We start from the raw sequence: 18928 nt of genomic DNA on the forward strand, positions 1-18928 counted from the left end.
GCTATTATCCTAGAGCTTGCGACATAGTGCTGATGCCAGCTAAGGTGAAGCAGTCTTATACAACCATAAGCGCCCAAACGTATTTGAAGTATTGGGTGCATTTTACGGCAATCGTAGGTGACAGGCCTATATTTCAGTTGATCGATACCCCTGTTGTACTTAAACTTTCGTCAACGGCTTATGAGCATGCGCGAGGCTTGATGAGCACATTAAGGGAATGCCATTTGGAGCGATCGTGGATCAGTCCGATTCGCAAGCATGCAGCATTGCTTGAGCTGCTCCATATCTATTTTCAAGCAACAGGTCTTGAGCGTATTCAACTTCGTTCCAAAGATCTGGATAAGCTTAATATCATTCTATCGTACATGGCGGAGAACTTGGATAAGCGGCTGACCATACAGGAGCTTGCGCAGCAGCTCCATCTGCATCCGAATTATTTTATTACATATTTTAAAGAGCATATGGGGGAATCGCCGATTCAGTATATGAATCATATGAAGCTTGAGCATGCGAAGCAGCTGCTGCTGGGCAATACTTTGCATGTGAATGAGATTGCGGAGCGGATTGGGATGGATGCCTATTATTTTTCGAGGATATTCAAAGAATATACGGGGTTCAGCCCTACTGCCTATATGGCATCTAAAATGATACAGAATGGATGAGGGCATCATAATGAGCTTATAACGGCATTAAAAAAGCGATCGATGCCTAAACAAATGGAGCTTCCTTGGTTAAGCGTCGACCGCGTGTTGTTCCTGCCTTAAGAATAATGCGGTGTTCATATTTGGTTTCCTAAAACAACAAAAGCCCTGCCTCTCTTTCGTCCTTGCGGCTCCTTGACCGCGCCAGTGAATCAGTATTACCAATACGTCTAGTTTCAATAAATGGGATTAGACTAAGAATATGAGGAGAAAACTTATTCTTTTCTTTGAGGAACAATCATAGAGGGTGATTCGTTCGTAACGTAAAACATTATATCATATATCTTTTGAAAATGCTAGTTTTCTGAAAAAAGATGAAAAACGAAGACAGGATGCGGATCAAATATTTTCTCTTTTTTGATTGCTAAGGTATAATGTGGTCTATACTAATTAATGTTATATCGAGGGAATAGCATGGATAATCAACTCACAACGGAATCCTGGCTCGCACGAATCAAAAGTGTTGAAGCTGGACTCACAGAAGAATCGAAAGCACTGATGGAAGACTTGCTTGTGGAGATAGAGCAGCTGCAAAAGCAAAATACACAGCTTCGAAAGTCACTAGCGCAGGCTCGACAAAAGTCAAAAATGGCAACAAAATTAAAAGAAGCGTTGTATGAGTAGCATAGAAGCGGGATGCTGATTGGTGAGTGCCTTTTGCGCTCATTTATAAGAAATATTTCTTGTGTTTCTATCATGGCTATGATACAATAACCTTCGTTGTGTGGAATACGGTGGTCCTCTACATACAATGACGATTGCGCATTATGGACGCATTCTGAGATGTACGAACACCTGTGTGGAAGGAGGGAGTCCTAGATGAATATCGTACAAGCGATTACGCAAGAACAACTTCGTAAAGATGTACCAAGCTTCCGTCCTGGTGATACTTTGAAAGTTTATGTAAAAGTTATCGAGGGATCTCGTGAGCGTATCCAGCTTTTCGAAGGTGTTGTTATCAAGCGTCGTGGTGGCGGTATCAGTGAAACGTTTACTGTTCGTAAAATTTCCTACGGTGTAGGTGTTGAGCGTACATTCCCGATTCACTCGCCAAAAATCGATAAAATCGAAGTGGCTCGCCGTGGTAAAGTGCGTCGTGCGAAGCTTTATTATCTTCGTAATCTTCGCGGTAAAGCAGCGAGAATCAAAGAAATCCGTTAATGAAACACCGGGGGCTTGCAGATTGCGCAAGCCCCTTTTGCTATATTGGGCAAAATCGTTTAGTCTATTAGCATGAGTATAGATCTGGATAAATACACATCCTAGGAAGAAGGCGAGGCAGGCTTATGGACAATGAAAGCCAAGTAAGCAATTCAAGCAGTGCGGGATCCTCTGAAAAACAGACGCGAAGCAATAAAAATGAGCTGCTAGAATGGGTAAAAGCCATCGCCGTTGCAGTCGTACTTGTCGTCGTCGTTCGGTGGCTGTTATTTGCACCCTTTATCGTGGATGGGCCATCCATGGAGCCGAACTTCTGGACAGGTGAGCGCCTTATCGTGAACAAGGTTCTTTACAATTTCCGAGAGCCAGAGCGAGGAGAAGTTGTTGTATTCCATGTTCCGCAGGAGAATCGTGATTTGATTAAGCGCGTGATCGGGGTAGCGGGAGACACGATCGAGTACAAAGGCGATGACCTCTTCGTCAATGGCGAGAAGATTGATGAGCCTTACCTGAAGGAAGCACTGGATGAAGCGCATGCTAGAGGCGAATTGTACAACGATCGGGATTACCCGAATGAGATGCAGACCGAGACAAAAGTGCCAGAAGGGCACATTTTTGTGTTAGGGGATCATCGCAACAACAGCACGGACAGCCGTGCGTTAGGATTCATTTCGTTAGAAGATGTCATTGGACGGGCGGATGTTATATTCTGGCCTATTAAAAATATTCAGATCGTGAAGCATCACTGATCGAATACATGACAGCAAGAAAAGCATAACGGGAGGTGATGGCTGTGGCAATTCAATGGTTTCCTGGCCATATGACCAGAGCGAGGAGACAGATTCAAGAGAAGCTGAAGCTGATTGATGTGACGATTGAGCTGCTGGATGCAAGGCTTCCGTTGTCTAGCCGCAATCCGATGATCGATGAGATTCTCGGCAACAAGCCGAGGCTTATTCTGCTTAATAAATCGGATCTTGCGGATCCGGCAATGACTGCAAAGTGGCTAGAGTTCCTTCAAAAAGAAGGGCATAAGGCCATTGCAATTGATGCGTCTACCGGAACCAATGTATCAAGCATTACGATAGAAGCCCGCAAGCTTCTGGAAGAGAAGTTCGCGAAGCAGATGGCAAAGGGCATGAAGCCGCGTGCTGTGCGCGCGCTTATCGTCGGTATTCCGAATGTCGGCAAGTCCACGCTTATTAACAAATTGGCAGGCCGACAAGTGGCTGCAACAGGCGATCGTCCTGGTGTGACAAAAGGACAGCAGTGGATTCGTGTAGGCGATGAGCTGGAACTGCTCGACACACCTGGGATCTTGTGGCCGAGGTTCGAGGATCAGATGGTCGGCTATCGATTGGCTGCTACGGGAGCGATTAAGGATCAGATTCTTAATGTTGAGGATATTGCGTTTTATGCGCTTCGTTACTTGGCGACTCATTACGAAGACCAAGTCAAAACGCGCTTTGAGATTGACGAACTGCCTCCTCATCTTGATGAAGACCCGAATGCCGTCGTTTCCATAATGGAGGACATCGGACGACGTCGGGGCTGTCTTGTAAGCGGCGGCAGAGTGGATCTGGAGAAGGCCTCAGGCATTATTCTTCGAGAGCTTCGCAGCGGCAAGCTTGGACGAATTACTTTCGAGACACCGTAACACTAATTGGCAATGAACACGTTTAAGAAATGCAGCCGCTCGTTCTAAGAAGGAAGGCGGTTGTTTTGCCGCATGATGCATGCTCTGATTCATTTTGAATGGAGCAAGAAGTGTATAGGGCATCGAACCAACCTCTAACCGCAGTCGTAAGTTCTTCGATGCGCGGACGATAGAGGTTTTTTCATGTAAAGGGAACCTTGGGAGGCTTATAGCATGGGGAGAGGTAGCAATAAGGACCAGGTAGAAGTAGATTTGCTTCAGTGGGAAAGAGACCACTGGGAGCAAGGATACGAAGCAATAGCGGGTATCGATGAAGTAGGAAGAGGCTGCTTATTTGGGGATGTTGTAGCGGCAGCTGTGATTATGCCAAAGGGACTTATTCTTGATGGTGTCAACGATTCGAAGAAGCTGACGGAAAAGAAGCGGGATCAGTTGTACGATCAGATCGTGGAGCATGCGATCGCATGGAGTGTTGCCCGGATTGATGCATCTACGATTGACAAGCTAAATATCAAGCAAGCAACTAGAATTGCAATGAAGCAGGCGGTTGAACAGCTTGAACCTGTGCCAGATCTATTATTTGTCGATGCGGAGAAGATTGATCTCCCAATCATGCAGCATTCGATCATAAAAGGGGATGCAACGAGTCAGTCCATCGCTTGTGCCTCCATTATCGCGAAAGTAACACGCGATAGATTGTGTGTAGAGGAGTGGGATCCTCTTTACCCTGAATACGGAATTGCGGTACATAAAGGGTACGGAACGAAGATCCACCGAGAAGCAATCGCTGTACATGGTCCAACGCCAATGCATCGGCGCTCCTTTTTAATAAAGCTGCTGGCTGAGCCGGAGCCTACTTTGTTTTGAAACAGTAGAATTAGGCTGACAAGATGGAGACAATCATTATGAATCTCATATTTGATAAACCTTACAGCATCAGAGTATGAAGCTCTTTGAAAGATTGAGAGCTTGGAATAGATGCGAATAGGACGTAAGAGCGCTAGGAAATCACTCCTGGCGCTTTTTTTGTTTAGCGTAATACGGAAGCGAAAGATAAAAAAAATGGATGCTCTTATGTGCTGACAGAAATTACTTCTAGGACTAGCAGGCTCAGCATGCTAATATAGTTTTTGTTCTCCTAAAGAATACATATGTCCTTTATGAAGGGACATTGACTATGAATTGTCCGCTAGAGACGAGAAAGGGTAAGACAACATGAGAAAAGTGGGCTTGTTTATGAGAATTATAATCGCGATCGCGCTGGGGGGAGGCATAGGAGCTGCTGCACCTGCGTGGTTCATTCGCATTTTTTCAACCTTCAATGACATTTTTGGCAGCTTCCTTGCTTTTTGTATCCCTTTGATCATTATGGCGTTTATTATTCCTGGCATCGGGGAATTGGGAAAAGGAGCGGGCAAACTGCTTGGAGCCACGACCTTCATTGTGTATGTGTCAACTTGTGCAGCCGGAATGCTCGCCCTATTCGTTGCAAAAACAGGATTCCAGACGCTGCTGTCGCCTTCTCTGCTTAACGAGGTCGGCAACCCCGGTGATTCTCTGTTAAAAAGTTATTTTACGATAGAGATGCCGCCTATTTTTAATGTAATGACTGCTTTGCTGTTTGCCTTCTTGCTTGGTATTGGTATTGCCTCTACTAAGGCCGATCAGCTAATGAACATATCCCTTGAATTCAAATCAATCATTAGCAAGGTCATCTCCGTTGTTATCATTCCGATGCTTCCGTTTCACATAATGGGAATCTTTATGAATATGACGCAAGCAGGAGCTGTCGCGCTAATTCTTCAAGTTTTTATTAAGGTTTTTGCTGCGATCCTACTTATGCATGTTATCATGCTTATCCTGCAATATTCGGTTGCCGGTGCAATGAATAGAAAAAACCCGTTTAAGATGATGAAAACGATGATTCCAGCCTATATGACGGCTCTTGGAACACAGTCCTCAGCTGCAACAATACCCATTACGCTAAAGCAGGTGAAGAAGCTTGGAACGGATGAAGACATTGCCGACTTTGCAGTACCCCTTTGTGCAACCATTCATATCGCGGGGTCTGCGATTACGCTGACATCCGTTGCTTCCGTGATCCTTCTGCTTCATGGTGAAGCACTGACATGGTCGCAATTGATTCCGTTCATTCTCATGCTTGGCGTAACGATGATCGCTGCGCCGAGTGTCCCTGGTGGAGGGGTAATGGCAACCCTCGGATTATTTCAAACGATGCTTGGCTTCGACGAAGCCATGATCAGCTTAGCGATTGCGATGTATGTTGCACAGGATAGCTTTGGGACGGCTGCCAATGTGACTGGGGATGGTGCGATCGCCCAGATGCTGCATGCGATCAAAAATCGATCATTTGGCAATAGACAGATGGATCACCAGAGTTAGTTGAATGCGATAAGGCACTTCTGTAGAGGGGTGTCTTTTTTTATTGGGGCTGTACTGTCAGTAGAACGGGACAAAAGCTGGACCAGCAATATACAGGAGCGAGGCATACATCATTTCGTGATTAATGAACATGTGCGAACGCATTGATTTTTAAATGTCAATATAGGAATATTTGTGTCGAATGAAGAAGTGTATCAAGTAGAGAAATTGCAGGTTAGGAGAGAGAAACATGCCAAATGTACTGTCCAAACTGCTCTGGTTGATCGGAGCTGTTCTGATGATTTGGGTCAATAATGAAGTATTAAGCTTCAGCAAGCTATTGTCTCAGCAGACAAATGAAAGTATTTATGGAATCGCAGGGACATGGCTTGTCGCCTTTTGGTCGGGTGCCTATCTCGTCTTGCTAGGGGGATTAAAGCGAAGAAGGCCGCTGAATAAGCCGATGTTCTTTCTAGTCTTTCTTCCGTGCTTGATTGTATCCATACTGCCATATACGCATGCATATCTTCCTTTTGGAGGGACGTTTTTTCATCAGCTCATGTTAAGTTCCTTTCATATGATCTTTTTTAGTGTGGCAAGCGGCTTTGCCTTCATGTTGAGTCTATGCAAGTTCCAGCCATAATCGTTGTTCGTGCTGGTAATTCGATATTCAATAAAAAAGGGAATAAGCCCTTTTCTTCGTTTCTTCGGTTCAAACTCTGTTCCAGTTGGCCGATAAACAAAGTATAGAAACGTCACGGTTCGGGGGAATAGACATTGAACATTACAAGTATGGTACGGGGGATGATCGGAGAGGCAAAGCCAGGCGATGTTCGTGCCTTGGAGTTGAAGCAAGGGCAGGTTGTAAGAGGAGTCGTGCTGCAGGCCGAGGAGGGCAGTCAGGAAGCGGTTGTTCAAATCAATGGTGTCCCGGTAAAGGCGGTCTTGGAATCGCCGCTTAAGCCAGGTCAATCGATGCTGCTTCAAGTACAAGGCCAACAACAGGATGGAATGATTCTCTTGAAGCCTACAGGCGAGAATAGGAGTCAGGCTTCATTAAGCGTAGCCGATGCCATTAAGATGTCCGGCTTGCCAGATGAGCCATGGGTAAGGTCTTTGTTTGCAGAATTAAAGCGCAGTGGAGTGGACATTACGCCAGAGGTGGTCGCAAAGCTGACGAAGGCCATGACCATGGTGCCCGCAGGCAAATCGCTTGAGGAGTGGATGCAGACAGCGATGGTCGCCCTTAAGCGTCAATTGCCTCTTACGGCAGAGTCTCTGCGGGGGTTGCAGCAAATTATGCACGGCAAGCCGCTCCATCAGCTGCTGCAGCAGTTTTTGCAAGCTACGAAGTCAGCGCAGGCACTGATGCCGTCTCCTTCAAACGGCGGAATTGGAACTACATCTACGAATGCGCAGGCGATTGTTCAAAGTCCTATGCAGCAGGCCCAGCAGCTGATTCAGACGCTGCTTAGTGCGATGCCCTCAGCGGTTGGCGATTCATCCGTGGAGAGCATGAGCGCTTTGCGTCAACCTGGGACAGCGCTTGCTGCGGGGCAGGTGCCAAGAGAGGCAGTCAGCCAACCTATGGGGAAGCAGGAGAACTTGTCACAGCCACTGCTTTCTTCAACTGGAGGTAATCAGGCAGAAGGCCAACGTACCAGCCTTTCGGCTTCGAGTTCGCCGCTTCAAAACTTGAATGCAACGAAAGATAGCGGTGTATTAGGGACCGAATCTATTAATCGTCCGTTGGCAAGCTCCGCTGAAGATACGATGCAAGCTTCGAATACACAGCAAAAAGGCTCTTTGGAAACAGCTGCTTCACAAACAACACGTGGGCAAGGACAAGCCATAAGCGGAGAGCATGCCTCTTCATGGGTCGGCAAGCTGCTTCAAGCGTTGGGCGTTAACCATGAGCATCAGGTGCGAATAGAAATAGTGAAATCTTTTCCAAGTCAGGCAACTACAACTGCTGCTCATGGTGAAGCAAGAGCAGATGCTGATGCTTCTGGTGCGCGTTCGATTGGAGCGAACCAAACGTCCGTTCAAGCTTCGCAGTCTACGATCACACGGATTCCAGAGCCTCTTCATCAGCAAGCATCGATGCCGCCTAATGCTGTGAACAGCCTTCAAACGGCGATGAACAGCACTTCGCCGGAGCAAGGTGTGGAAACGATTAAAAGCACTTTGCTTCAGCTGCTGCAAAGCGACGCCCTTCCGTCAAGTGTTCGTGAGGCGGCTCAATCGATCGTATCCCATATTACCGGCCAGCAGCTTCTGTTAAGCAGTGATCGTAGTCTGCCATTCGCTCATATCAGCTTGTTTGTTCCGTTAGTTACGCCAGATGGCGAGCAGACGGCTGCTGTTCATATTCAAGCTCGTCAAGGAAAGAAAGGGGAGCTTGACGCTGCGAACTGCCGATTATGGTTTGATCTCGATTTGCGTGCGCTTGGGAGAACGGTTGTAGATGTAAATGTCGTGGAGAAAATGGTTGCGCTGAATATTCATCACGCTGATGAGAACGTAAGAAATTGGCTTGAGCCTTATCGAGAAGAGATTGATGGAGCTTTGGGTCAGATAGGCTATCAGTTGTCTGCTTTTCGTACGATGCCTATTGATGAGGAATCAGCTCAATCACCGGTAAAGCAAGCGCTCGACGATTACACCCTTGCGCCTTACAAAGGGGTGGATGTACGGATATGACAACTACAAAAAGGGAAGAAGTCGAAGCGGGTAAGCATAAACGAGCGCGTGCGGTTGCCCTTTCCTATAAGCCGGAACAGCAAATAGCACCTGTTGTGGTTGCTAAGGGCCAAGGGCTTGTTGCCGAACAAATCGTAGATTTGGCGAAGGAGAATGGGGTCCCTATTCAAGAGGACGCATCACTCGTTGAAGTGCTGTCTAAGATTGATCTTGACCAACAAATCCCAGCCGAGCTTTATCATCTTGTGGCAGAGGTGCTCACCTTCATTTATCGGTCCGATCAGCGAGCAGCAAAAGGCTGGATGACGGAGAAATGAACATAGTATCATTGAAAGGTTAGCAAAGATATGTCCGCTTATTCATGGATTAGAAGGACCTGAAGGAGGTTTAGGTATCATGGGATCATCCCGAAAGGCTCATTATGATCATGGACATAAGCCCCGCACAAGGAAGAATCGTGTCGAGAAAGGACGGTTTGCAGAAGAAGCTGTTTACCGCTATGTGACGGAGAAGTGTGGGTGGACGGTTATCGAGCGCAATTGGCGCTGCAAAGCAGGGGAAGTCGACCTAATTGCCCAGGATGGGGATTGGATCGTCTTTATCGAAGTTCGCAGCAGGTCGGTAACAGGTGCAAGATTCGGAACTGCAAGAGAGGCCATTGATGCTAGAAAGCAAATGCAGGTAAGGACTGTTGCTGCACAATACCTCTACTTCAAGCGGTTAGCACAGTCTAGGGTTCGTTGTGATGCTGCACTGGTTACTCTGGGTGGTGAAGCTGTTGGTGAGAGCGATTCTTTCAGTATTGATTACATTCAGCATGCCTTTTAAGAAGGGTTAATCGAGGCATTGATAAACTTAAAAATCTAGAAGCTGCTTCGCACGTAATTTTTCTTTAAAAGAGAACAATAATAGATATAGCATAGATACACCCAAATTATAGAGCATATAGGCTGATTTTATTGAAAATGAAGCATAAAGATCTCACGAGGGAGAAAGAAATCATTACGATATCGGTTGAAAATGATTCAGATAAGCGGAACAATTCTTAATCGTTATAGAGAATATACATGCAATAGAGCAAGCCCTTCAATTTCTAGCAAGAAAATTGAAGGGCCTTTTTTCCATGCAAATAGGGGCAAAGCTTCTAAGATGGAATGATACACAAGGGCAGGAAAAACGTGATTGGTATCATAAACAGCGCACCCGTTTCCTCGTTACCAATTAGTAAGAATCCGTGCGAGGAGCTCGATCCATGCTGCGGTAACGAATCGCTTCTGCTAAATGAGGGATATCGATCACTTCCTCTTGTGCAACATCAGCAATGGTGCGTGCCAGCTTAAGCAACCGATCATGTGCGCGAATGCTTAAGCCAAGCTGATCATAGACCGAACTAAGAAGCTTGTTTGCCTCTTCAGTCAGGGGACAGAATTTGCGAAGCCATGATCCGCTTAGCTCGCTATTGAACTGGAGAGGGAGTTCTTTATAACGCTCAGATTGAATGTGATGCGCCTTCAAGACATCACGACGCATGTCAGATGATCCGATTGCTGGACCCTCCCATTCTTGTGCGGGAGCTCTTGGGACTTCTAGTTGAAGATCAATCCGATCAAGAAGTGGGCCAGACAGGCGAGAACGATATCTAGCAAGTCTCGCTGGCGTGCACCGGCAAACTTGATGCGAGGCCCCATCGAAGCCACAAGGACAGGGGTTCATGGAAGCGGCCAGCATCAGATGGGCAGGGAATTGAAAGACTGCACGTGCTCTTCCTATCGTGACAAAACGGTCCTCAAGCGGCTGCCGAAGCACCTCCAGCGCTTGACGTGGAAATTCTGGCAGCTCATCGAGAAAGAGCACACCGCGATGGGAGAGACTGACTTCGCCAGGCTTAGGAATCGAACCGCCACCAATCAATCCTGCCTGCGAGATCGAATGGTGCGGACTTCGAAAAGGACGGGTTCGCAGCAGTCCGCTGCGATTACGCTCCCATTTTCCCGATACGCTATAGATCTTGGACACTTCAAGAGCCTCTTCCTCGGATAAAGGAGGCAAAATAGTCGGGAGACGACGGATAAGCATGGTCTTACCGGTGCCTGGCGGTCCGCTGAGTAGTACATTATGCATGCCTGCGGCGGCAATCGTCATCGCCCGCTTAGCATGAGCTTGTCCCCTTACATCTGCATAATCCTCAAGGAACATATCGCTGTTAGGCGCACTGCTTTCTGATGAATCCATCATTTTATGATAACGCAGGGCTTCAAGCATTGATCGTGTATCCTCTTCCGTTGAACAAGGCTTCAGTTCCGCTAGATTCGCAATGCCGTATATAGAAACCCCTTCAATAAGCGAGGCCTCTTCCATATTGCCCCTTGGAACGAGGATATCCGTAATTCCCTGCCTCTTCGCCTCATCGACCATCGACAAAATGCCGGGAACCGAACGGGTGGATCCATCAAGTGACAGCTCGCCGACGATGAGCATCGATTCAAAGGGCACGGGATAGACTTGGCCGCTAGTCATAAGCAAAGACAAGGCTACCGCCAGATCAAAGGAGGCTCCTTCCTTGCGTAGATCTGCTGGGGCAAGGTTGATCGTAATTCGCTCAAGCGGGAATAGGAAGCCGCAGTTGCGGATGGCGCTTCGAACGCGATCAATGGATTCTCTTACGGCTGCGTCAGGCAGACCGACCAGGCTTACTTGGGGCAGTCCCGGGGAAATATCCGTTTCAATCTGAATCATCTTCCCGTCAATCCCATATACATTCGCGCTTAACGCACGTCCATACATAAAAATAACACCTCTTCTCTCACAATGTCACGGTGATAAGCGTGATCACGTTGAAGAAAGGTGCTTCCTTATCTATCACATGAAACTTTAAGAAGATTATATGAAATGGGGGATTAACGCGTCAAGTGAAATGAATCATCTCAGATTGAGATGAAACCCATATCAAACAAATGTACTTATTTTCCAATTAATTGCGTCTCTTGGAGCGATAAACATGATACAATGTCTTCGGATTGGTTTAATTTTCCGTGAAGATGATAGTTGATGTCGAGTTTCGCCGTTCGATCTGTCATCACACGTCGACTCTGTCAAGCATAGCTTGCACAATTTGCAGGCTACTGGACTCGCAGCTGATTTGCGAATGCCGTTGAGGGCTGCAACGACTTGGCGAACCATTTCGCTTAGGTATTTCGGAAGCGGTTACTTTATGTCGCATTTTGTAAGTTACAGCGCATTGCGAAACGTCCAGCATCACGTCAGTTTACCTTAATAGGCTAACGATCGGATAGGGGGAAGCGCAATGAATATCCATGAATATCAAGGTAAGGAAGTATTGAAACAATACGGTGTCGTTGTTCCAAATGGTAAGGTTGCTTACAATGTGGACGAGGCCGTAGCAGCAGCTGAGGAACTTGGTTCTCCTGTTGTTGTGGTTAAAGCGCAGATCCACGCAGGCGGACGCGGTAAAGCGGGCGGAGTGAAGGTTGCGAAAAGTGTGGATGAGGTTCGCGCCTATGCACAGGAGCTTCTTGGCAAAGTGCTTGTTACGCACCAAACGGGTCCTGAAGGGAAGGAAATCAAGCGTCTACTTATAGAGCAAGGCTGTGATATTCGCAAGGAATATTACGTTGGTCTTGTCGTAGACCGTGCTACAGGCCGCGTCGTGATGATGGCTTCTGAAGAAGGCGGAACAGAGATTGAAGAGGTAGCAGCAAAGACACCTGAGAAGATCATTAAAGAAATCGTAGATCCTGCCATCGGTCTTCAAACGTTCCAAGCGCGTCGATTGGCATATGCAATTAATATTCCGAATGAGCTCGTTAAAGCAGCGAAGCTGATGATGTCCCTATATCAAGCTTTTGTTGACAAGGATTGCTCCATCGCTGAGATTAACCCGCTTGTTGTTACAGGCGAAGGCGACGTTATGGCGCTTGATGCAAAGCTGAACTTTGATTCCAACGCATTGTTCCGTCATAAGGACATTCAAGCCCTTCGTGATTTCGATGAGGAAGATGAGAAGGAAATTGAAGCATCCAAGTACGACCTTAGCTATATTGCGCTTGATGGCAACATTGGCTGCATGGTTAATGGCGCGGGTCTTGCAATGGCGACAATGGACATTATCAAATATTATGGCGGCGAGCCGGCCAACTTCCTTGATGTAGGCGGCGGTGCTACGACTGAGAAAGTAACCGAAGCCTTCAAGATCATTTTGTCTGATGAAAACGTAAAAGGCATCTTCGTTAATATTTTCGGCGGAATTATGCGATGTGATGTGATTGCCAACGGTGTTGTAGAGGCAGCGAAGGAAGTAGGACTCGATCGTCCTCTCGTTGTACGCCTTGAAGGCACGAATGTTGAGATTGGCAAGCGCATCCTGAATGAATCAGGTCTGAACATTGTATCAGCAGATTCCATGGCAGATGGCGCACAAAAGATTGTCGCATTGGTTCAATAATCTGGCGAATGAGGAGATGAATATGCGATGAGCATCTTAATTAATAAAGATACAAAGGTCATTACACAAGGAATTACGGGCGCAACAGGATTGTTCCACGCGAAGGGTGCACTTGATTATGGCACACAGATGGTTGGCGGTGTAACACCTGGCAAAGGCGGTCAATCCGTAGACATTACACTTGAGAACGGCAAGCTTGTATCCTTGCCGATCTTCAACACGGTTGTTGAAGCGAAGCAAGCGACAGGCGCTACAGCGACTGTTATCTATGTGGCTCCTCCATTTGCAGCGGATGCGATTATTGAAGCTGTTGATGCAGATCTTGATCTCGTTATCTGCATCACGGAAGGCATTCCGGTTATGGACATGATTAAGGTGAAGCGCTATATGGAAGGCAAGCGCACGATTCTTGTTGGTCCTAACTGTCCGGGCGTAATTACACCAGGCGAGTGCAAGATCGGCATTATGCCGGGTTATATCCATACTCCAGGACATGTCGGAGTCGTCTCCCGCAGTGGAACATTGACCTATGAAGCTGTACATCAATTATCCACTCGCGGCATTGGTCAATCTACGGCTGTAGGCATTGGCGGAGATCCTGTAAAAGGAATGGAATTCATTGATGTATTGAGCCAATTCAATGAAGATCCTGACACCTATGCCGTTATCATGATTGGTGAGATCGGTGGTACGGCAGAGGAAGAAGCGGCAGAATGGATCAAAGCAAACATGAAGAAGCCAGTTGTCGGCTTCATCGGCGGAGCAACAGCTCCTCCAGGCAAGCGCATGGGCCATGCTGGAGCTATTATTTCCGGTGGAAAAGGCACAGCGGCAGAAAAGATTGCAAAGCTTCAGGAGTGCGGCGTTCAAGTAGCGCCTACACCTTCTGAGATGGGTTCAACACTGGTTAAAGTTTTGGAAGAGCAAGGAATTTTGGAGAAGTGCATTACCCATCAGCATGCATAATCATATCGTTCAAGGTAAGCAACCTTTCGACATATTTGTTGAGAGGTTGCTTTTTTATTTTATAGATTACTTTTGCTAAGAAGATATAGGACTGCAATCTAGCGTTATTTTAAAAGCAGAAGAGTAGGGGAGTCACGAGAAATGTAGCCATTTTAAAAAGGAATCGCTTGCAATCTATGAAAGAGTAAAGCACAATAGGGGAAGCGATCTCAAACGCTTTCCTTCTATTATATATGTGGACGTAGGAGGAAAAGATATGAGCACGTGGAATGTAAAACAATGTTTGGTTGGACTCCATCATATTCGGGGGATTGGCTGGCATACGATTCAACTATGCAGCAGCTTAATTGGCTTAGAAAGTATGCAGGATTGGCTCGATCGCAGTGCAGCTGACTGGCAGAGCGTTGGCTTTAAGCCTACAGTCGCAGGTCGACTTGCACAAGGCTTTACAGCTGAACGCTTGAACTTTTTTTTAGAGACAACGTATAATTCGGGTGTAGAATGGATTACGCTTATGGATGATGAATATCCAGCATACTTGAAGGAGACGCCTGAGCCTCCTTGGGTGTTGTATGGAATGGGAAGTTGGAAGGTCCTTGAACAGCCCTGTATGGCCATTGTAGGCACAAGACACTGCACAGCGTATGGACGCAAGGTTGCACATCGGTTTGGTAAGGAGCTCGCGGAAGAAGGAATGGCAGTCGTAAGCGGGCTTGCACGAGGGATAGATGCGGCTGCTCATGAAGGCGCTCTCACTTCGGGATCGACAATTGCGGTATTGGGCTCGCCTTGCCAGAACGTCTATCCGCCAGAGCATCACCAGTTAGCTCACAAGATCGCACAATCCGGCTTGGTCATTTCAGAATCGCCGTTAGGAACAGCTTCGCATCCAGGGCTATTTCCGAGGCGCAACCGTATTATCGCTGGATTATCCTTAGGTACCGTCGTGGTAGAGTCCGCCGATCGCGGTGGAGCTATGATTACAGCAGGGCTTGCACTCGAGTTGTCTAGAGAGGTGTTTGCAGTGCCAGGTCCTATCTCGTCACCGAAGTCGGATGGTACGCTTAGACTTATTCGAGAAGGTGCGATTGCAGTTGGATCGGTCGAACATGTGATGAAGGAAATAAGAGGTCAGTTGACAACACGGCCTCGAACAGACAATAATGAAACGGTCATGAATCATTCAGAAACCGTTCCGTTATCTGAGCAGGAACAAAGCGTTTTACACTTACTAGAAGCAGATGATATGACGTTTGATGAATTGTTAATGAAAACCGAGTTGCCATTTGCGCAACTACATCATATTTTGTTATCCTTACAGTTACACAATAGAATCCAGGAGCGTCCAGGGGGCGTGTATGGATCGATATGGACGTAAGGTTGTTGGAGAGGAGGAACGCCTATGGCGGATTCACTAGTGATTGTAGAGTCACCTGCCAAGGCCAAGACAATTGGCAAGTATTTAGGCAGTAAATATATTGTGAAAGCATCTATGGGCCATGTGCGTGATCTACCTAAAAGTCAGATTGGGGTAGACGTAGAACAGAACTTCGAGCCGAAGTATATTACGATTAGAGGTAAAGGATCGGTACTGAAGGAACTCAAGGATGCAAGCAAAAAAGTAAAGAAAATTTATCTCGCAGCTGACCCCGATCGCGAGGGAGAAGCGATTGCATGGCATCTTGCCCATGTACTGGATCTTGATGAGAACGCACAATGTCGAGTTGTATTTAACGAGATTACGAAGCAAGCGGTGAAGGATGCGTTCAAGACACCGCGTCAAATAAATATGGACCTCGTGCATGCTCAACAAGCGAGACGTATCCTTGACCGTTTGGTCGGTTACAAGATCAGCCCATTGCTGTGGAAGAAAGTAAAGAAGGGATTGTCCGCTGGACGCGTACAATCTGTGTCTGTGAAGCTCATCATTGATCGCGAAAACGAGATCAATGCATTCATTCCTGAAGAGTACTGGACCATTACCGCACAGCTTGAAAGCGGGAAGGCGACTTTTGATGCAAAGTTCTATGCTTTAAACGGCGCGAAAAAAGAACTTGGATCGGAAGCTGAAGTTGAAGAGGTGCTTCAAGCGATCAAGTCTCAAAACTTCGTGGTGCAGGAAGTAAAGGAAAAAGAGCGCCTGCGTCATCCATCGCCTCCTTTTACGACGAGTTCCATGCAGCAGGAGGCTGCGCGCAAGCTGAATTACAGAGCATCGAAGACCATGTCCGTTGCACAGCAGCTGTATGAGGGTGTCGAATTAGGAAAAGAAGGTACAGTCGGTTTGATTACTTATATGCGTACCGACTCTACTAGAATCTCACCAACGGCTCAAGAAGAGGCAAAGGGCTATATTGACGAGAAATACGGTAGCGACTTTGTTCCAGAGACGCCAAGACAGTACTCGAAGAAGGCGGCAAATGCACAAGATGCGCATGAAGCGATTCGACCAACTTCGATTTTTAGAGATCCTGAGACCGTTAAGCCTTACTTATCGCGTGATCAGCTTCGCCTATATAAGCTGATATGGGAGCGATTTGTTTCAAGCCAGATGACATCAGCGGTTATGGACACAATGACCATCGATCTCAAGGCTGGAGAAGCCGTATTCCGTGCAAATGGCTCTAAAATCCGTTTTCCAGGTTTCATGAAGGTATATGTTGAGGGTAATGATGATGGTACGGTTGAAAGCGACAAGCTGCTTCCGCCTCTTTCAGTAGGGGATACACTAAAGCAGCAGGAGATTGAACCGAAACAGCATTTCACGCAGCCACCGCCGCGATATACAGAAGCAAGGCTCGTAAAGACGATGGAGGAGCTCGGTATTGGTCGACCAAGTACATATGCTCCGACTTTGGAAACGATCCAAAAGCGCGGATATGTTGCGATCGAAGAGAAGAAGTTTGTCCCTACAGAGCTTGGCGAGCTGGTTATCCAGCTTATGGAGGAGTTCTTCCCAGAGATATTAGACGTAGAGTTTACAGCTCATATGGAAGACGATCTTGACCATGTAGAAGAGGGAACTGAAGACTGGCATCAAGTGCTTGGTCATTTCTATGAGTCCTTTGAGAAGCGTCTTGAGGTTGCTGAAGAAGAGATGAAAGAGATCGAGATCGAAGATGAAGTATCGGATGAGATCTGTGAGAAGTGTGGAAGACACTTTGTCTATAAAATGGGGCGCTTCGGCAAGTTCTTGGCATGCTCTGGCTTTCCGGATTGCCGTAACACGCGTCCGATTGTTAAGGATACTGGCGTTGCCTGTCCGAAGTGTAAAGAAGGCAAGCTGGTGGAACGTCGCAGCAAGAAAGGTAGAATATTCTACGGCTGCGATCAATATCCTACTTGTGATTACGTGATGTGGGATAAACCATCGACGAAGCCTTGTCCGAATTGCGGCAGTCTCATGATTGAAAAGCGAAGCAAGCAAGGCACCAAACTGCAGTGCACGCAATGTGATCATAACGAAATGAATGAAGCAGAAGATGATGAATAAGATTGGCTAGCACGACCAGAAGGCTGGCTATCCGTAACTTGTATGATATTGAGGGGGAACCACAAGGATGAATCAGCCTAGAGTGACTGTCATTGGTGCAGGTCTTGCTGGGAGCGAGGCGGCTTGGCAAATCGCTGAGCGAGGTGTACCTGTAACCTTATATGAAATGAGACCTGTTAGAAAGACGCCTGCACATCATACGGATCAATTTGCTGAGCTGGTGTGCAGCAACAGTCTTCGTGCAAATGGACTGACGAATGCAGTAGGTGTGCTTAAGGAAGAGATGCGCATGATGAACTCACTCATCATGTATGCTGCTGATAAACATGCTGTTCCAGCAGGCGGAGCTCTTGCCGTTGACCGAGAAGGCTTCTCTCAAGAGGTAACAGATCAATTGAAGAACCATCCGTTGGTTGAGGTTCGCCATGAGGAAATGACAAAGATTCCAGAAGAGGGCATCACGATTATAGCGACGGGTCCATTGACCTCGCCAGACTTGTCTGAGCAGATTAAAGCGCTGATGGGTGAAGAATATTTTTATTTTTATGATGCTGCTGCTCCTATTGTGGAGAAAGACACCATAGATATGAATAAGGTGTATTTAGCTTCTCGCTATGATAAGGGAGAGGCTGCATATTTGAACTGCCCGATGACAGAAGAGGAGTTCAACGCCTTCTATGATGCTCTTATCACGGCAGAAACAGCCGAGCTCAAGGAATTTGAGAAAGAAATTTACTTTGAAGGCTGCATGCCGATCGAAGTGATGATGAAGCGCGGTAAGCAGACGGCTCTGTTTGGACCTATGAAGCCTGTTGGACTTCCTGATCCAAAAACAGGAAAGACGCCTTTTGCGGTTATCCAGCTTCGTCAAGACAACGCAGCGGGAACGCTCTATAACATTGTCGGCTTCCAAACGCATTTGAAGTGGGGCGAGCAAAAGCGTGTATTTCAGATGATTCCTGGTCTTGAGAATGCCGAGTTTGTTCGCTATGGTGTTATGCACCGGAATACGTTCATTAACTCACCTAAGCTTCTTGAGCCAACGTATCAGCTGCGTGGACGTTCCAGCTTATTCTTTGCTGGTCAGATGACAGGCGTAGAGGGCTATGTGGAATCAGCGGCATCTGGATTAATTGCGGGCGTTAATGCTGCTCTCACAGCACTTGAAGTAGATCCAATAACGTTCCCTCATGAAACAACGCTTGGAAGCATGGCAAACTATATTACGACTGCGGATTCAAAGCATTTTCAACCGATGAATGCTAACTTTGGCTTGTTCCCACCGTTAGAGAAGCGCATTCGCAATAAGAAGGAAAAAAATGAGGCAATCGCTCAGCGTGCTATTGATGAGCTGCGTGCCTTTATTGAATCTGGTGCAACGAAAAGCTCTTAATTACGTATTG

17 protein-coding genes are annotated in these 18928 nt (G+C 46.9%); 16 read left to right on the forward strand and 1 reads right to left on the reverse strand.

The genetic code is table 11. The annotated features are described in order from the left end of the window. The 11 genes from I2H74_RS08075 to I2H74_RS08125 form a co-directional block, all read left to right on the forward strand. Nucleotides 1-662, forward strand: a 662-nt coding sequence (locus I2H74_RS08075; RefSeq protein ID WP_229106453.1) for a helix-turn-helix transcriptional regulator, incomplete at its 5' end; no start/stop codon positions are given. A 453-nt stretch (nucleotides 663-1115) separates the two neighbouring features. Next, complete coding sequence (locus I2H74_RS08080) at nucleotides 1116-1325, forward strand: hypothetical protein (RefSeq protein WP_195573109.1); 210 nt, start codon at nucleotides 1116-1118, stop codon at nucleotides 1323-1325. A 195-nt stretch (nucleotides 1326-1520) separates the two neighbouring features. Further along, nucleotides 1521-1862, forward strand: coding sequence for a 50S ribosomal protein L19 (gene rplS, locus I2H74_RS08085; protein WP_195573110.1), 342 nt, complete (start codon nucleotides 1521-1523; stop codon nucleotides 1860-1862). Between the two features lie 125 nt (nucleotides 1863-1987). After that, entirely contained in the window at nucleotides 1988-2611 is a 624-nt protein-coding gene (gene lepB, locus I2H74_RS08090; RefSeq protein ID WP_195573113.1) for a signal peptidase I, read from the forward strand. Between the two features lie 44 nt (nucleotides 2612-2655). Then, nucleotides 2656-3519 carry a ribosome biogenesis GTPase YlqF gene (gene ylqF, locus I2H74_RS08095; RefSeq protein WP_195573115.1) on the forward strand — a complete coding sequence of 288 codons (864 nt, stop codon included), beginning with the start codon at nucleotides 2656-2658 and terminating at the stop codon, nucleotides 3517-3519. 213 nt (nucleotides 3520-3732) lie between these two features. Beyond that, on the forward strand, nucleotides 3733-4386 hold the full coding sequence (locus I2H74_RS08100; RefSeq protein ID WP_195573117.1) for a ribonuclease HII: 654 nt from the start codon (nucleotides 3733-3735) through the stop codon (nucleotides 4384-4386). A 369-nt stretch (nucleotides 4387-4755) separates the two neighbouring features. Then, on the forward strand, nucleotides 4756-5922 hold the full coding sequence (locus tag I2H74_RS08105) for a dicarboxylate/amino acid:cation symporter (protein ID WP_229106455.1): 1167 nt from the start codon (nucleotides 4756-4758) through the stop codon (nucleotides 5920-5922). A 229-nt stretch (nucleotides 5923-6151) separates the two neighbouring features. Next, entirely contained in the window at nucleotides 6152-6544 is a 393-nt protein-coding gene (locus I2H74_RS08110; RefSeq protein WP_195573121.1) for a hypothetical protein, read from the forward strand. Between the two features lie 134 nt (nucleotides 6545-6678). Then, on the forward strand, nucleotides 6679-8604 hold the full coding sequence (locus I2H74_RS08115; protein WP_195573124.1) for a DNA ligase: 1926 nt from the start codon (nucleotides 6679-6681) through the stop codon (nucleotides 8602-8604). Then, a complete protein-coding gene (locus I2H74_RS08120) occupies nucleotides 8601-8921 on the forward strand; it encodes an EscU/YscU/HrcU family type III secretion system export apparatus switch protein (protein ID WP_195573126.1) in 321 nt (106 codons plus the stop codon). The genes I2H74_RS08115 and I2H74_RS08120 overlap by 4 nt, the downstream gene beginning before the upstream one ends. Nucleotides 8922-9000: 79 nt before the next feature. Continuing rightward, nucleotides 9001-9432, forward strand: coding sequence for a YraN family protein (locus I2H74_RS08125; RefSeq protein WP_195573128.1), 432 nt, complete (start codon nucleotides 9001-9003; stop codon nucleotides 9430-9432). A gap of 393 nt (nucleotides 9433-9825) precedes the next feature. Here the strand turns inward: I2H74_RS08125 and I2H74_RS08130 are convergent, their stop codons facing one another. Further along, the gene (locus I2H74_RS08130; RefSeq protein ID WP_195573130.1) at nucleotides 9826-11388 is read right to left on the reverse strand and encodes a YifB family Mg chelatase-like AAA ATPase; all 1563 of its coding nucleotides are present in this window, start codon (nucleotides 11386-11388) and stop codon (nucleotides 9826-9828) included. Between the two features lie 520 nt (nucleotides 11389-11908). Here I2H74_RS08130 and sucC point away from each other — a divergent pair. The 5 genes from sucC to trmFO all read left to right on the forward strand — a co-directional run bounded on the left by sucC (nucleotide 11909) and on the right by trmFO (nucleotide 18918). Further along, nucleotides 11909-13066: an ADP-forming succinate--CoA ligase subunit beta gene (gene sucC, locus I2H74_RS08135; protein ID WP_195573132.1), complete on the forward strand. Its 1158-nt coding sequence runs from the start codon at nucleotides 11909-11911 to the stop codon at nucleotides 13064-13066. Between the two features lie 27 nt (nucleotides 13067-13093). Further along, nucleotides 13094-14032, forward strand: coding sequence for a succinate--CoA ligase subunit alpha (gene sucD / locus I2H74_RS08140; RefSeq protein WP_195573134.1), 939 nt, complete (start codon nucleotides 13094-13096; stop codon nucleotides 14030-14032). A gap of 256 nt (nucleotides 14033-14288) precedes the next feature. After that, nucleotides 14289-15410: a DNA-processing protein DprA gene (gene dprA, locus I2H74_RS08145; RefSeq protein ID WP_195573136.1), complete on the forward strand. Its 1122-nt coding sequence runs from the start codon at nucleotides 14289-14291 to the stop codon at nucleotides 15408-15410. Between the two features lie 24 nt (nucleotides 15411-15434). After that, nucleotides 15435-17525, forward strand: a complete 2091-nt coding sequence (gene topA / locus I2H74_RS08150) for a type I DNA topoisomerase (RefSeq protein ID WP_195573138.1) — start codon at nucleotides 15435-15437, stop codon at nucleotides 17523-17525. 67 nt (nucleotides 17526-17592) lie between these two features. Continuing rightward, the gene (gene trmFO / locus I2H74_RS08155) at nucleotides 17593-18918 is read left to right on the forward strand and encodes an FADH(2)-oxidizing methylenetetrahydrofolate--tRNA-(uracil(54)-C(5))-methyltransferase TrmFO (RefSeq protein WP_195573140.1); all 1326 of its coding nucleotides are present in this window, start codon (nucleotides 17593-17595) and stop codon (nucleotides 18916-18918) included. Nucleotides 18919-18928: the final 10 nt, after the last annotated feature.

The sequence above is a fragment of the Paenibacillus sp. 1001270B_150601_E10 genome (assembly GCF_015558675.1).
In the GTDB taxonomy this organism is placed as follows: domain Bacteria; phylum Bacillota; class Bacilli; order Paenibacillales; family Paenibacillaceae; genus Paenibacillus_B.